The sequence below is a fragment of the Marinobacter sp. JSM 1782161 genome (assembly GCF_011421605.1).
In the GTDB taxonomy this organism is placed as follows: domain Bacteria; phylum Pseudomonadota; class Gammaproteobacteria; order Pseudomonadales; family Oleiphilaceae; genus Marinobacter_A; species Marinobacter_A bohaiensis.
Map to the genome: position 1 here is coordinate 478,330 of NZ_WSSA01000002.1, position 12,680 is coordinate 491,009.

A 12,680-nucleotide genomic window follows, 5' to 3' on the forward strand; every position below is an offset into this window, starting at 1 on the left:
AGACAATATGACGCTTGGAGACCAGGCTCGCGAGCTACAGCGGATTATCGACCAGCAGCTGGTGTCCACCCTGTTCCAGCCGATTGTGGACTGCCAGAGTCGCACGGTGCTGGGGTACGAGGTGCTCAGTCGCGGCCCGTCCGACAGCCCGTTGCACGGCGCACCAGCGCTGTTCCAGGCGGGCGAGCAGTGCGGCCAGGTGATCCCGCTGGAGCGAGCCTGCCTCGCCGAAGCGGGCCGGAGCTGCCTGCGCCATGGGCTCGACCACCTGGTGTTCGTGAATGTCTCTCCGGGGCTGCTGTCGCCGGCCTCGTTTTCCGAGAAGCGGCTGGCGGCGATGCTGACGGCCCACGGAATCCAGCCCCACAATATCGTCATCGAGCTCTCCGAGCGCTATCCCATCGAAGATCCGGCGCAGCTGCAGGAACGGCTCATTGCCCTCAAGCGGCGCGGGTTCCTGATCGCCATCGATGATCTCGGCACGGGCTATTCGGGATTGAAGCTGTGGTCGGAGATCCAGCCGGATTTCGTCAAGATCGACCGGCATTTTATCCGCGATGTGGATCGCGACCTGGTGAAGAAAGAGTTCGTACGCTCGGTCATTAACCTCTGCGAGCGCCTTGGCTGCCGGCTGATTGCCGAGGGCGTGGAAACCGCCGCCGAGCTATCTCTGCTGCGCTCCATGGGTATTCATTTGATTCAGGGGTACCTGCTGGGCCGGCCCAACCCGTTCCCGGCCGCGAATCTGGATGCCATGGACGAGAGCGAGGTGGTTCGCGGTAACCGGGACACCTCCGATGCCGGCTATCTGGGGCGATTCATCGAGCCGCTGCCGCCGACCGCGACATTGGGCGAAGCCTGGCATCGTCTGCAGGCGTCCCCGTCGGTGTTTGCCTTGCCGGTCGTGGACGGCACACGGTCTCTGGGACTGTTGCACAAATGGCGGGTGATGGAGGTTTTCAGTACCACCTACGGTCGCGCCCTGAACGAGAAGAAGCCGGTGTTGAGCCTGATGAGTCACGACGCGCTGGTGGTCGAGCACGACGAGTCACTGGAGGCGGTGAGCCAGTCGTTGCTGGAAGACGATCTCTACTACCTGAAGCAGCACTTCATCGTGACCCGGAACGGAAACTACATGGGCCTGGGGTCGACGCGCTCGCTGCTCAAAATGCTCACTCGCCGCCGGGTGGAACAGGCCCGCCACGCCAACCCGCTGAGCCAGTTGCCGGGCAACGTGATGATCCAGCAGGAAGCGGAGCTGCGCCTGCGCCGTGGTCAGCCGTTCACCTGCGTCTACTTCGATATCGATCACTTCAAGCCGTTCAACGATCTGCTGGGCTACAGCGAGGGCGATGCCGTCATCCTGTCCCTGGCACGACAGATCGGCGCGGTGTTCGATGGCGACGGGGACTGGGTGGGGCACATCGGCGGCGACGATTTCGTCGTGCTCTGCGATCAGGCGGACGTCGAAGCGCGTTGTCGGCAGGTGCAGGCGTTGTTCGTCGGCGATGCTCTGGGACGTTATCCCGAAGGGGTGCGTGAAGCGCGGCAGATTACCGCCCAGGACCGCGACGGCCGCGAGCGCTGTTTTCCCCTGGTGTCGTTGTCCGCGGGGTTGATTCGGGCCAGTGGCGAACGCTTTGCCTCGGCTTCGGAACTGGCGTCCCGGGCGTCGATGGCGAAATCGGGCGCCAAGAAGGCGGCGGATGGGTTGTTCTGGCTGGGATTGTGCGACGGCGATGAGTTGCCGGCCCGTGTCACGCAGGAACCGGCGGCGCAGGGAATGACGGCGGGTGGTCCGCAGACCGCCCGCCGCTGGCCGGCGATTTAGGCTTCCAACTCGGCCAGGCTTTCCTCGATGATGGCCAGGCCTTCCTCCAACACGTCGTCTTCGATCGTGATCGGCATCAGCACCCGGATCGAGTTGCCCCAGAGGCCACAGTTCAGCAGGATCAGGCCTTTCTCCTTGCATTTCTTGGTCAGCGCCCCGGTCATTTCCGCGAGCGGTTTGCGCGAGACCTTGTCCTCCACCAGTTCGAAGGCGGCCATGGGGCCGAGGTGGCGCACGTTGTCCACGTGCTTGAACCGGTCCTGCCACTGCAGGAAGCGTTTCTCCAGCTTGTTGCCCAGGACCACGCTCTTCTCGAGGATCTGTTCCTCCTCGAACACGTCCAGCACGGCCAGGGCCGCGGCGCAGGCCAGCGGGCTACCGCTGTAGGTGCCACCCAGGCTGTTGGGGCCGGAGGCGTCCATCATCTTGGCGTTACCCACCACGGCGGAGATCGGCATGCCGTCCGCCATGCTCTTGGCCATGGTCATGATGTCGGGCTTCACGTCGCTGTGCTCGATGGCGAACATCTTGCCGGTGCGACCGAAGCCGGACTGGACTTCGTCCACGATCAGGGCAATGCCGTGCTCGTCGCAGATGCGGCGCAGCGCCTGCAGGAAAGTCGGCGGTGCGATGTAGAAGCCGCCTTCACCCTGGACTGCTTCCACCACGATGGCGGCGACGTCCTTGGTGGGGATGTCGGTCTTGAACAGCATGTGCAGGGCGTCGAGGGCGTCTTCCTCGGTGATGCCGTGGTAGGGGATCGGGAACGGGGCGCGGAACACGCCGCCCGGCATGGGCCCGAAGTCGTGCTTGTAGGGCAGGACTTTACCGGTCATGGCCAGGGTCATCAGGGTGCGGCCATGGTAGCCGCCGTCAAAGCAGATGACGCCGTGGCGGCCGGTGGCACAGCGGGCGATCTTCACGGCGTTTTCCAGGGCCTCGGCGCCGGCGTTGAACATGCACGCCTTGTGGGCCTCGCCGGTGACCGGCGCGACCTTGCAGAGCTTCTCGGCTAACTGGACGTAGGGTGCGTAGGGCATGACGGTCTGGCAGGTGTGCATCACCTTATCCAGCTGCGCCTTGACGGCGTCCACGATTTTCGGATGTCGGTGGCCTATGTTGAGTACGCCGATACCCCCGGCAAAGTCGATCATGCGCTTGCCGTCGGCATCCCAGACTTCGGCGTTTTCCGCCCGATCCGCAAACTGATCGTTGGGGCTGGCGGCGCCGGCGGCAACGTACTTTTCCTTGAGGGCTTGCAGTTCAGCGTTGTTCATAGGCGTTCTCCTGATTGACGTGCCGTGGCCGTGGCCACGTTCGAGGTCGTCGGTCGGGCCTCCGGCCCGGAACCGGTATGGCTTTTCACACTATGACGGGTGTTGGTGATCTACCTCTATAACTTAGAGGTTATGCCCCCGTCATGACCACCCCTTTTACGGTGAAATTTTTGACCCGGGCCAGGCCTCCGAGGTTCCGCTGGCGGTCGGGCAGGTCGGTTGGAAGGGGCCATAGACCGGTCAGCGCGGGCTGACGCTTGTCCGCAGGGGCCATCGCCGTATCTTCCCGGCGTTCCGGCGCCCGGCAGGCGGTATCATCAAGGACACAAGAAAGCGCGGTCAGGGATCGGCCCGCAACAAGAACCGAAGCATCAGGAATACTTGGTCTTGTTACAGGAGGCTCAATGATGAGCGTGATGATCCAGCGAGTGATTGGTTTGACCGAAGAACGGCAGCTGGAGGACCTGTTCGCGGTCCGGGATCTGCATATCAGCTGGCGGGATGACCTGTCGGCCCAGCACCAGCGGGACCCGGACGGGCGCCTGCACCTGGCGCCCATGGTGACCTGGACGGCCCATGGGGAGCACTATCGGTTTATTCCGTGGCTGCGGTTTCGCATCGCCTTCCGGACCTTGCCGTCCATCCTGCGCCAGTTGGGGTGGCGTTCCGAGCATTACTTCGCGATCGACCCGGACGCTCTGCTCAGCGACATCGGTGCGCAGTTGAACCGGCACCATCGAGTGAGTGAGCGCGAGCACTGACGGAAAAGCGGAGGCTTCGGCCCCCGCTTCTCTTTACGGCCAGCGTTATCAGCCATTCTGTGCCGCCTGCCGCCAGCAAGCGGTCAGTCGTCTGCTCCAACGGCTTTGGCCAGCTGTGCCCGTTGCGCCAGGTCGTCGCTGGACGGTCCGGCGATCTTCCAGCCCTGCAGATTCTCCACGACCAATTGCTCCAGCGCGTCGATGTGACCGTCGGTCGCGTTGAGGGCGGGGATGTAGTGGAAGCGCTCGCCACCGGCTTCCATGAAATAGTCCCGGTTTTCCTGACCGATCTCCTCGATGGTTTCCAGGCAGTCTGAGGAGAAACCTGGACAGAACACATCCACCGACTTGATCCCCTGTCCGGGCAGCGCTTTCATGGTCTCGTCCGTGTAGGGCTTGAGCCATTCCTCCCGGCCAAAACGGGACTGGAAGGTGGTCATGTACTGGTCTTCGCTCAACCCCAGCCGTTGTGCCAGCAGGCGCGAGGTTTTCAGGCACTCGCAGTGGTAGGGGTCGCCCCGCAGCAGATACTTCTTCGGTACGCCGTGGTAGGACAGGATCAGCTTGTCACCCCGGCCGTGCTCGGCGCGGTTTGCCTCAATCTGCCGGGCCATGGCCTCGATGTACGGCGGAAAATCCGGGTAGTGGCTGATGAAGCGCAGGTCCGGCAACCAGCGACGCCGGGTGAAGTCGGCACTGATGGCGTCGAAGGTGGACGCCGACGTCGACGCGGAGTACTGCGGATACAGCGGCAGAACCACCAGCTTGGTGACGCCGGCCTGCTGCAGCGCCTCCAGGGCGGAAGTGATCGAGGGATTGCCGTAGCGCATGGCAAAGCTCACCACCACGTCGTCCCCATAACGGGCCTGCAGGCGCTCACGCAGTTTCTCGCATTGGTGAGCGGTATGGATCAGCAGGGGTGATCCCTCCGGCTCCCAGACCTGCTGATAGGCATGGGCGGAACGCTTGGGCCGAATCCGCAGAATGACGCCGTTGAGGATGAACCACCACAGCAGGCGCGGGGCTTCCACCACACGCGGATCCGACAGGAATTCCTTGAGGTAGCGGCGCAGTGCCGGGGCGGTGGGCGCGTCCGGCGTACCCAGGTTGGTGATGAGGACACCGGTCTTCTCGGGCTGGTCGTGGCGAAATCCGGTGGGACCCTTGTATTGCATCGTTGGCGTTCCGTTCAGTCGCTGGGTTGATGACGTGTCGGTCATTGCGCGTATGACATCATGACCGCTTCAGGAGCGGCTTTTGGCTTACGCTGAACCGGGTGTAAAGGATCAGCGATCTATAAAAACTAGTCAATGCAGAGACTTCATAGAAAACAGCTATTATTGGCGGCGGTTGTATCAGGGGAAATCGTATTGAGCGACTGCCAGGCGTCGAACGTGCTCAGGAATACCCGGCCGCTCAGGTGTCGCATGAAAGGCGTCGTCTCCAGACGATCCATCACCGGGCCCTTGACCTCTGACAGGTGCAGCCGGACGCCGGCGCCATCCAGTCGGGTATTGATCGCTTCCAGGGTTTCCAGCGCCGAGGCATCGATCATGTTGACGCCGCTGCACATCAGGATGCAGTCGGTGACCGCGGGGTGGTCGCGCAGCGCTTCGCTGATGCGGTCCTCCAGGTAGCGGGCGTTGGCGAAATAGAGTGCCTCGTCGACACGCAGGATGATCAGTTGCTGGTTGGTCTCCACCGCATAGCGCTGCTCGTTGCGGAAGTGCTCGGTGCCGGGCAGACGCCCGACCACCGCGATATGGGGCTTGCTGGTGCGGTAGAGGTACAGCAGCAGCGACAGGGCGACACCGGTAAGAATGCCCGGGATGACGCCGGCGAACACCGTCAGCAGGAAGGTCGCCAGCAATGCCAGACCGTCCTGCCGGGAGTAGCGCCAGGTATCGCGGGCGGAACGGGTATCGATCAGGGTGACCGCTGCAGCGATGATGATGGCTGCCAGGGTGGCCTTGGGCAGGTAGTGGAACAGGTCGGTGAAGAAGACCGTGACCAGACCGATGCCGACGGCGGTCAACACGCCGGCGACTTGCGTCTGCGCACCGGCCTGGTCATTGACCACGGTGCGAGAAAAACCACCGGCCACGGCAAAGCCTCCGGACACGGCGGTCAGCACGTTGGCCGCGCCCAGGCCCATCAGCTCCTGGTCCGGATCGATCCGTTCGCCCCGGCGCGCTGCCATTCGATGGGCGATGGAGGCCGACTCCACGAAAATCACCAGGCTGATCAGAAAGGCCGGCACCGCCAGTGTCTCGAGCATCGCCAGATTCACCGAAGGCAGCGTCAGGCCGGGCAGTCCCTGGGGCAGCACGCCCACCACCGCAACGCCGGCGTCGCCCAGGCCGGCGCTGGCAGTGGCGACGGTGGTCACCAGCACGGCCACCATCGGCACCAACCGCTGCAGCAGGCCCGCGGCGCTTTCGCCCAGCCCCAGGCGTATCAGGAGGGGTTGGGTATGCCGGCGTCCGGCCAGCAACATGATCAGCGCAGCCACCCCGATCAGCAGGGTCAACGCATTGAATCGTTCCAGATGGGTGAGGATCGACCCCATGATGTCCGGCAGATTGGCACCGCTGGCGGGAATGGCCAATAGGGTGCCCAACTGGCTCAGGATGATCAGGACCGCGGATCCGGAGATGAAGCCGGAGATCACCGGATGGCTGATGAAGTTGGCAATGAACCCCAGTCGCGCGATGCCCATCGCGAACAGGTAGAGCCCGCACAATAGCGCCAGCGTCAGGGACGTGCCCAGTGCGACGGCCGGATCACCGTTGCTCAGCGGCGCCACGGTAGTGGCACTCATCAGCGCGATCAACGCCACCGGCCCCACCGCCATGGTATGGCTGCTGGCGAACAGCGCGTAGCCGATGACCGGCAGGATACTGGCGTAGAGTCCGGTTTCCGGCGGCAGGCCGGCCAGCATCGCGTAGGCCAACGACTGGGGAATGACCAGGATGGTCATCAGGACTGCGGCGATGGCGTCCTGAATCAGGGTTGTGCGGCGGTACCGCTTCAGCCAGACCTGTGGCGGAAAAAGGCGTGACAGGCGATCGTTCATGCTCCGCCCGTCACGCGTCGCGGCGTGAGGCGAGGGACGCCATGCGCTCCCGTTGTGCTTCCAGGTCGTAACCGGCGGATCTGGCGGTATTCAGCAGTTGGTCGATGTTGTCCCGGCGGGCGCGGGAAAGGGCCCACAGGGTCGAGCAGCGGGTGCCGGTGCGGCAGAATGCCAGGATGGGCTTTTCCGCCTGCTCCAGAAGTGGGGCGAAGCGTTCCACGTCCTCGTCGGTGACGTTGCCTGACTGCACTGGCAGATAGATCCACGCCAGTCCCTGTTCGCGGGCCGCTTCGGCGATGGCGTCGGTAGCGGGTTGGTCGGCGCCCTCGCCATCGGGGCGGTTGGAGACCAGTGTGCGGAATCCCGCCCGGGCCGCCTCGGCCACGTCGGCCACGGAAATCTGCGGGGCGACGGTCAGGGTGTCATCGAGTTTGTGCAGCTCCATCGGGGCGTTCCTCCAGTTCGGACTCATCGGGTTGTGTTTGACCGGCCAGTCATGCCGTCAGGATAGCATTCGGCACCTTACATTGTATGCCCGGCGGCGCGGTTTATTCCTTCAATATCATCACTTAAGCGAGGATTATCGCAGCCGTCTGGTGTCATCGAACAGCCGGAACAGGGCCATGCCGGCCAGCATGGCGGACACGAACACCAGGGCCCCGGGCTGGCCGGCACCCAGTGCAACCACGCCCGGGCCCGGGCAGAAGCCGGCCAGGCCCCAGCCGGCGCCGAACAGCAGGGCGCCTGTCAGCAATGGCCGGTCGATGTGGCCGGCGGTCGGCCACTGCATGGGCAGACCCAGCCGGCTGCGCGGTTGTCGGCGAAGCAGGAGAAAACCGGGCCAGGCGACACCGATGGCACCGGCCATCACCAGCGCCAGTGACGGATCCCAGGCGCCAGCCAGGTCCAGGAAGCTCAGCACCTTGGCCGGATTGGCCATACCGGAGACAAGCAGTCCAAGGCCAAACACCAGTCCGGCAATGAAGGCGAACAGAGTGCTCCGCATCAGGCATCTCCCAGCAGATGGCGAACGACGAAAACGGTGACGAACCCGGTCGCCATGAAAACGGCCGTGGCCGCCAGTGAGCGAGGCGATAATCGGGACAGACCACAGACTCCGTGTCCACTGGTGCAGCCCGACCCCAGGCGCGTGCCGAATCCGACCAGCAGGCCGGCAAGCACCAGGACGGCATTGCTGGCCTCAACGAGGATGTGTGGTGGGCCGGCAACCAACAGCCAGAGCACGGGCGCCGCCAACAGGCCGGCGATGAAAGCGGCCCGCCAGGCAACCTCACCCCGACGGGGCTGCAGCAGGCCGCCCAGTATACCGCTGATACCCGCGATTCGGCCGTTCATGGCCATCAGCAGGACCGCCGCCAGGCCGATCATGACGCCGCCGACGAGGGCGGAAACCGGAGTGAAACTGACCCAGTCGATCACGCGCGGGCCTCCTCGGCCGGGTTGTCACAGAACAGATCGTAGAGTTGCTGCACCATGACCAGAACCTTGGGTTCGGCGATGCTGTAGAACACCTGCTTGCCGAGTTTGCGGGGCTGGATCAGACCTTCCCGGCGCAGGATGCCCAATTGCTGGGACAGCGACGGCTGGCGGATTCCAGTCACCGCCTCAAGGTCGCCGACGCCCATTTCCCCCTGGCTGAGCTGGCACAGCAGCATCAGGCGGTCGGCGTTGGCCAGACTGCGCAGGAAATGGCTGGCCCGGTCGGCGGCATTCCGCATGCTATGGATGTCGACGTGATTCATGATGTCACTCCGTAAGGCAGGGTGAGATCGTCTACAGGTTAAACAATTTACAATTAAGTATAATGTAAGCCAATAAATTCAAGCCGCCAAGCCATGACCCTGGAATGTCTGCGGGCGTCAGCATCATCAGGACGGGGTGGTGGAATCCGGCGCGAAAAAAAGCCCGGCACGGGAGGCCGGGCAGAGGCGTGCGAGTAGTATCCATGAAAGACTTCCAGACAAACCGGCATCAGCAGGGATACCGGTACAGTTAGTATTGTTCATAATTTGCACATCTCAAGTTTTTGGCCGCTCCAGTTGAAACGATTTTATTCTAACGAAAGAACTCTTATAGCGACCCGCAACCACAAGCGTGGCGCGGGTTTCCGGGGAATTGCATACGAAGCTAATAACACGTCGGAAAGGGGTTGTGGTGGGCGGTCGGAAGGGCGGCCCGCGGGCCTTCGCCCCCTGAATCCGATGGATGAATGTAATACAATGATCTGCAAAGAAGATTCAGTATCGACGGCGTATCATGTCAGGTCCCGAGTTTGGAGCATCGCACGATGAGCAGTGACAAAGACGAAGACAAGAAGCTGGATACCCATCCGGACAGGAAACAGGAGCGCGACGACCAACTGGCGGGCCGGATCAAGGATTCCGCGCGCCAGATCTGGCTGGCGGGCCTGGGCGCCTACACCAAGGCGGAAGAGGACGCCGGCAAGTTCTTCGATCGCCTGGTGCACGAAGGCGAGGAACTGGATCGCAAGACCCGCGGCGTGGTCGGTCGGCAGGTCCGCAACGTCGAAGGGCGCGTGGAAGACGTCAAGGAACGGGCCACCGGCACCTGGGATCGCCTGGAAGGCCTGTTCGACGAGCGGGTTTCCGGCGCCTTGCGGCGGCTGGGTATCCACCGGCGCGATGAGATCGAGGCCCTGGAGGCGCGTATTTCCGCTTTGGAGGCCGAGCTAAAGGCGGTGCGTGAGGAAACCGGTCAGCGGCGGGACGACGAGGAAGAGTAAAGCTCGCCAGCCCTGAACGGCGTCAGAGGGCGCTATAGATAGGTCGTCATAGATAGTTCGTCACAGACAAGTTCGTCACAGATAGTCCTCCGCCATCAGGATCGCCTCCAGACGCGCCTCTTCCGCCAGGTACGGTGCGATCAGGTTGATCACCTGAAACACGCCGCGGCCCAGATCCACGCTGTCCTTGTCATCCAGGTGCGACAGCAGTTCATAGCTGACCCAGTAACTCAGGGTCAGCGTCAGTTGCTCGCACAGTCCCTCCAGTTCCGCATCTGAAATTCCCATGAGCTCTTGCTGCCGCAGGCTGTTGCACAGTGTGCGAAACGCCTGACGCTTGCCCTGCAGGATCCGGCGAAAGCGTTTCTGCAGGCTGTCGTATCGTGACAACACGTTCACCAGGTCCTGGTAGAGAAACCGGTAACGGGCGATGGCCTCGAAGGTCAGGTGCAGGAAGATGGCCAGCTGTTCCAGGGAGACGACCACGTCGCCGGGCACGTCGAGCAGGTCCAGCATGGCCTCTTCGTAGTGCCCGAACAGCTCGCCGACAATGTCGCCCTTGCTCTTGAAGTGGTAATAGAGATTGCCAGGGCTGATGTCCAGTTCGTCGGATATCAGCAGGGTCGTGACGTTGGGTTCGCCCACCACGTTGAACAGCGTGAGGCTGGTGTCCAGTATCCGGTCACGGGTTTTTACCTTCATGGCAATCCCTTCCCCGAGGTCACGGCGCCGTGGCGCCGATCAGATGTCGAATTCGGCCCAGATGGGGCAGTGATCCGACGGGCGCTCCATGCCGCGTATGTCGTAGGAAACGCCGGACCGCCTGACCTTGGGCAGCAGGGCGTTGTTGGCCATGATCAGGTCGATGCGCAGGCCCCGGCGCGGGTCTCGCTCGAAGCCCTTGCTGCGGTAATCGAACCAGCTGAAGGTGTCCGCTTCTTCCGGATGCAGGTGGCGGAAGACATCGGTCAGGCCCCGGCCTTCCAGCGTCGCCATCCACTCCCGCTCTTCCGGCAGGAAGCTGCACTTGCCGGTGCGCAGCCAGCGCTTGGCGTTGTCGGCGCCGATGCCGATGTCCAGGTCCCGCGGTGAGATGTTCATGTCACCCATGACGATGAGGGGCTCGTCGGACGACGTTTTTTCGTCCAGGTAACGGTTGAGGTCGGCGTAGAACTTTTTCTTGGCGGGGAACTTGGTGGGGTGCTCGCGGCTCTCGCCCTGGGGGAAATAGCCGTTGATCACGGTGATTGCCTGGCCGTCGACAACGTAGCGACCCGCAATAAAGCGCCGCTGGGCGTCGTCCTCGTCCCAGGGATAGCCCTTCTGCACGCTCTCAGGCGTATGGCGGGACATCAACGCCACGCCGTAGTGAGTCTTCTGTCCGAAGAACTGCACGTCATAGCCCATGGCGCGAATGTCGTCGGCCGGAAACTCCTCGTCGGTGACCTTGGTTTCCTGCAGGCCGATAAAATCCGGGTTGTAGGTGTCGATGACGGCCTGAAGTTGATGGAGTCGCGTGCGGATACTGTTGACGTTGAACGAAACGACGATCATGGACGATGGGCTTCCTGCGTTGATAAACAATCGATTGTCGCCGAGTCTACCATAGCCGGTGATGACTCAAAGGGCCCCCGTGACCGTTGCGGTCACTCCCTGCGATCAATCGCCGGTGGCGCTGCCGGTGACCAGCGGGCAGGGCGACTCGCCGTATCGATAACGCAGGTCGATGGTGTAGTTCTCGTCCAGATTCTTGCGGATATTACCCAGGCCCTGGTAGCGGACGATCCGGCCCTCGCTGTCGAAGCCCAGCAGGATGGGGTCGACGAGCCAACGCAGGAACATCTGGCTGGGGCGCATCGACACGACAAGGTGAGCGTCCAGGGTGTCGCTTTCGGTGGGTTCGGCGACAAACCGGTAGCTCTCGCCCCGGGTCGGTGCCAGGAACTCGAAGTCGACGGAGCGCCCCTGATTCAGGGCGGCCCAGTGCTTCTGAATCAGGTGTACGAACCCGGCGTCGATGACCGCATTATCCGACAGCGGGACCTCCTCGTTGACGCGGTCGCCGGACGGTTCCTGCCAGTCGATCCGGGCCACGCGGTCATCGACGTTGCGGATCCGCATGCGTTCCTGGAACTGGCTTTGGGTGAAGTCGACGGTTGGCCGCAGCGGGTCCGAGGCGTATTCCAGATCCTTGCGCGCGAAGACCTCGTTGCGCGGTCCCAGGCTTTCATTGAGGGCGATGTAATCGACCTGGTGGTCGCGGGGCCGGAACTGGCCCGCCTCGCAGGTGCCCTCCACGGTGTGGCGTTCTTCGTACAGCGCGCTTTGGTCCGGGGCTTGTGCCGTACCGGTGAAGGTGAACGTTGCAGCGGACACGCCGGAGGTCGCGACGAATCCGACGGCCGTCAGCCAGAATCTGTTTGTTTTCATGCCGGAGTGATCTCCCTGAAAAAACGCTGTTTGATCGCCAGCAGCGCCGGGAACACGATGAGCCAGCCGATCGCCAGCGCAATCAGGCTGGGCAGGGTTTCCGGGAAGCGCACATCGCCCAGCCGGGTGGCGCTCCAGTAGGCGAAGGGCCCGGCCAGGGGCGCGAGCACGTAGGGCAGCCAGCGTCGTTCGCCGATCCACGCCAGGGAGTGGGCCAGGGTGGTCATGAACACGGCCCACAGGCCGACCAGCCAGATCGGCGTCCACAGGGGCAATGTGCCCGGCTCGGCCAGGACGCCCAGGCGAAACCAGAGCCCATCCAGCAACGAGCCGACCGCGGTGCCCAGCAGGATAAACCGCGCCTCCGCGATCCGCGACTGACTGACGAAAGCCAGGTGGGCGCCGACGATGACCAGCGCCAGCAACGCCGCGCCGACACCCGGGAACAGCACGCAGGCGAACCAGCCGACCTGGAACAGGGCGAAGTTGGTGACGTTGCGCAGCAAGTCGTGGCGGATCATGGCGGTGTGATGAGTCATGC

General features: G+C 63.2%; 14 protein-coding genes. 3 read left to right on the top strand and 11 right to left on the bottom strand.

The window, feature by feature from the left end; genetic code table 11:
- Window positions 1–7: 7 nt before the first annotated feature.
- Window positions 8–1,831: a bifunctional diguanylate cyclase/phosphodiesterase gene (locus tag GQB00_RS02120; protein ID WP_165855053.1), complete on the top strand. Its 1,824-nt coding sequence runs from the start codon at window positions 8–10 to the stop codon at window positions 1,829–1,831.
- On the opposite strand, the gene gabT is transcribed toward GQB00_RS02120, so the two are convergent.
- A complete protein-coding gene (gabT, locus tag GQB00_RS02125; protein ID WP_111496337.1) occupies window positions 1,828–3,108 on the bottom strand; it encodes a 4-aminobutyrate--2-oxoglutarate transaminase in 1,281 nt (426 codons plus the stop codon). The two genes, GQB00_RS02120 and gabT, sit on opposite strands and share 4 nt — an antisense overlap.
- A 404-nt stretch (window positions 3,109–3,512) precedes the next feature.
- On the opposite strand from gabT, the gene GQB00_RS02130 reads away from it, so the two are divergent.
- Complete coding sequence (locus GQB00_RS02130) at window positions 3,513–3,869, top strand: hypothetical protein (RefSeq protein ID WP_111496336.1); 357 nt, start codon at window positions 3,513–3,515, stop codon at window positions 3,867–3,869.
- 83 nt (window positions 3,870–3,952) lie between these two features.
- Here the strand turns inward: GQB00_RS02130 and hemH are convergent, their stop codons facing one another.
- The 6 genes from hemH to GQB00_RS02160 form a co-directional block, all read right to left on the bottom strand.
- On the bottom strand, window positions 3,953–5,044 hold the full coding sequence (hemH, locus tag GQB00_RS02135; RefSeq protein ID WP_165855054.1) for a ferrochelatase: 1,092 nt from the start codon (window positions 5,042–5,044) through the stop codon (window positions 3,953–3,955).
- A 146-nt stretch (window positions 5,045–5,190) separates the two neighbouring features.
- Entirely contained in the window at window positions 5,191–6,945 is a 1,755-nt protein-coding gene (locus GQB00_RS02140) for a SulP family inorganic anion transporter (protein WP_165855055.1), read from the bottom strand.
- 10 nt (window positions 6,946–6,955) lie between these two features.
- Window positions 6,956–7,390 carry a TIGR01244 family sulfur transferase gene (locus GQB00_RS02145; protein ID WP_165855056.1) on the bottom strand — a complete coding sequence of 145 codons (435 nt, stop codon included), beginning with the start codon at window positions 7,388–7,390 and terminating at the stop codon, window positions 6,956–6,958.
- A 135-nt stretch (window positions 7,391–7,525) separates the two neighbouring features.
- On the bottom strand, window positions 7,526–7,951 hold the full coding sequence (locus GQB00_RS02150) for a DUF6691 family protein (RefSeq protein ID WP_165855057.1): 426 nt from the start codon (window positions 7,949–7,951) through the stop codon (window positions 7,526–7,528).
- The gene (locus GQB00_RS02155; RefSeq protein ID WP_323127234.1) at window positions 7,951–8,385 is read right to left on the bottom strand and encodes a YeeE/YedE family protein; all 435 of its coding nucleotides are present in this window, start codon (window positions 8,383–8,385) and stop codon (window positions 7,951–7,953) included. The genes GQB00_RS02150 and GQB00_RS02155 overlap by 1 nt, the downstream gene beginning before the upstream one ends.
- Window positions 8,382–8,708: an ArsR/SmtB family transcription factor gene (locus GQB00_RS02160; protein WP_165855058.1), complete on the bottom strand. Its 327-nt coding sequence runs from the start codon at window positions 8,706–8,708 to the stop codon at window positions 8,382–8,384. The genes GQB00_RS02155 and GQB00_RS02160 overlap by 4 nt, the downstream gene beginning before the upstream one ends.
- A gap of 545 nt (window positions 8,709–9,253) precedes the next feature.
- On the opposite strand from GQB00_RS02160, the gene GQB00_RS02165 reads away from it, so the two are divergent.
- Window positions 9,254–9,709: a phasin family protein gene (locus tag GQB00_RS02165; protein ID WP_165855059.1), complete on the top strand. Its 456-nt coding sequence runs from the start codon at window positions 9,254–9,256 to the stop codon at window positions 9,707–9,709.
- 75 nt (window positions 9,710–9,784) lie between these two features.
- Here GQB00_RS02165 and GQB00_RS02170 read toward each other — a convergent pair whose 3' ends face one another.
- From GQB00_RS02170 to GQB00_RS02185, 4 genes are all read right to left on the bottom strand, one after another.
- The gene (locus GQB00_RS02170) at window positions 9,785–10,411 is read right to left on the bottom strand and encodes a TetR/AcrR family transcriptional regulator (RefSeq protein WP_111496329.1); all 627 of its coding nucleotides are present in this window, start codon (window positions 10,409–10,411) and stop codon (window positions 9,785–9,787) included.
- 39 nt (window positions 10,412–10,450) lie between these two features.
- Window positions 10,451–11,263, bottom strand: a complete 813-nt coding sequence (gene xthA / locus GQB00_RS02175; protein ID WP_165855060.1) for an exodeoxyribonuclease III — start codon at window positions 11,261–11,263, stop codon at window positions 10,451–10,453.
- A gap of 105 nt (window positions 11,264–11,368) precedes the next feature.
- On the bottom strand, window positions 11,369–12,139 hold the full coding sequence (locus GQB00_RS02180) for a hypothetical protein (protein WP_165855061.1): 771 nt from the start codon (window positions 12,137–12,139) through the stop codon (window positions 11,369–11,371).
- Window positions 12,136–12,678, bottom strand: coding sequence for a DUF2878 domain-containing protein (locus GQB00_RS02185; protein WP_228276645.1), 543 nt, complete (start codon window positions 12,676–12,678; stop codon window positions 12,136–12,138). The genes GQB00_RS02180 and GQB00_RS02185 overlap by 4 nt, the downstream gene beginning before the upstream one ends.
- Window positions 12,679–12,680: the final 2 nt, after the last annotated feature.

Coding starts and splice junctions, on each gene's coding strand:
- GQB00_RS02120 (WP_165855053.1), top strand. CDS start 8: ATGACGCTTGGAGACCAGGCTCGCGAGCTACAGCGGATTATCGACCAG.
- gabT (WP_111496337.1), bottom strand. CDS start 3,108: ATGAACAACGCTGAACTGCAAGCCCTCAAGGAAAAGTACGTTGCCGCC.
- GQB00_RS02130 (WP_111496336.1), top strand. CDS start 3,513: ATGATGAGCGTGATGATCCAGCGAGTGATTGGTTTGACCGAAGAACGG.
- hemH (WP_165855054.1), bottom strand. CDS start 5,044: ATGCAATACAAGGGTCCCACCGGATTTCGCCACGACCAGCCCGAGAAG.
- GQB00_RS02140 (WP_165855055.1), bottom strand. CDS start 6,945: ATGAACGATCGCCTGTCACGCCTTTTTCCGCCACAGGTCTGGCTGAAG.
- GQB00_RS02145 (WP_165855056.1), bottom strand. CDS start 7,390: ATGGAGCTGCACAAACTCGATGACACCCTGACCGTCGCCCCGCAGATT.
- GQB00_RS02150 (WP_165855057.1), bottom strand. CDS start 7,951: ATGCGGAGCACTCTGTTCGCCTTCATTGCCGGACTGGTGTTTGGCCTT.
- GQB00_RS02160 (WP_165855058.1), bottom strand. CDS start 8,708: ATGAATCACGTCGACATCCATAGCATGCGGAATGCCGCCGACCGGGCC.
- GQB00_RS02165 (WP_165855059.1), top strand. CDS start 9,254: ATGAGCAGTGACAAAGACGAAGACAAGAAGCTGGATACCCATCCGGAC.
- GQB00_RS02170 (WP_111496329.1), bottom strand. CDS start 10,411: ATGAAGGTAAAAACCCGTGACCGGATACTGGACACCAGCCTCACGCTG.
- xthA (WP_165855060.1), bottom strand. CDS start 11,263: ATGATCGTCGTTTCGTTCAACGTCAACAGTATCCGCACGCGACTCCAT.
- GQB00_RS02180 (WP_165855061.1), bottom strand. CDS start 12,139: ATGAAAACAAACAGATTCTGGCTGACGGCCGTCGGATTCGTCGCGACC.
- GQB00_RS02185 (WP_228276645.1), bottom strand. CDS start 12,678: ATGACTCATCACACCGCCATGATCCGCCACGACTTGCTGCGCAACGTC.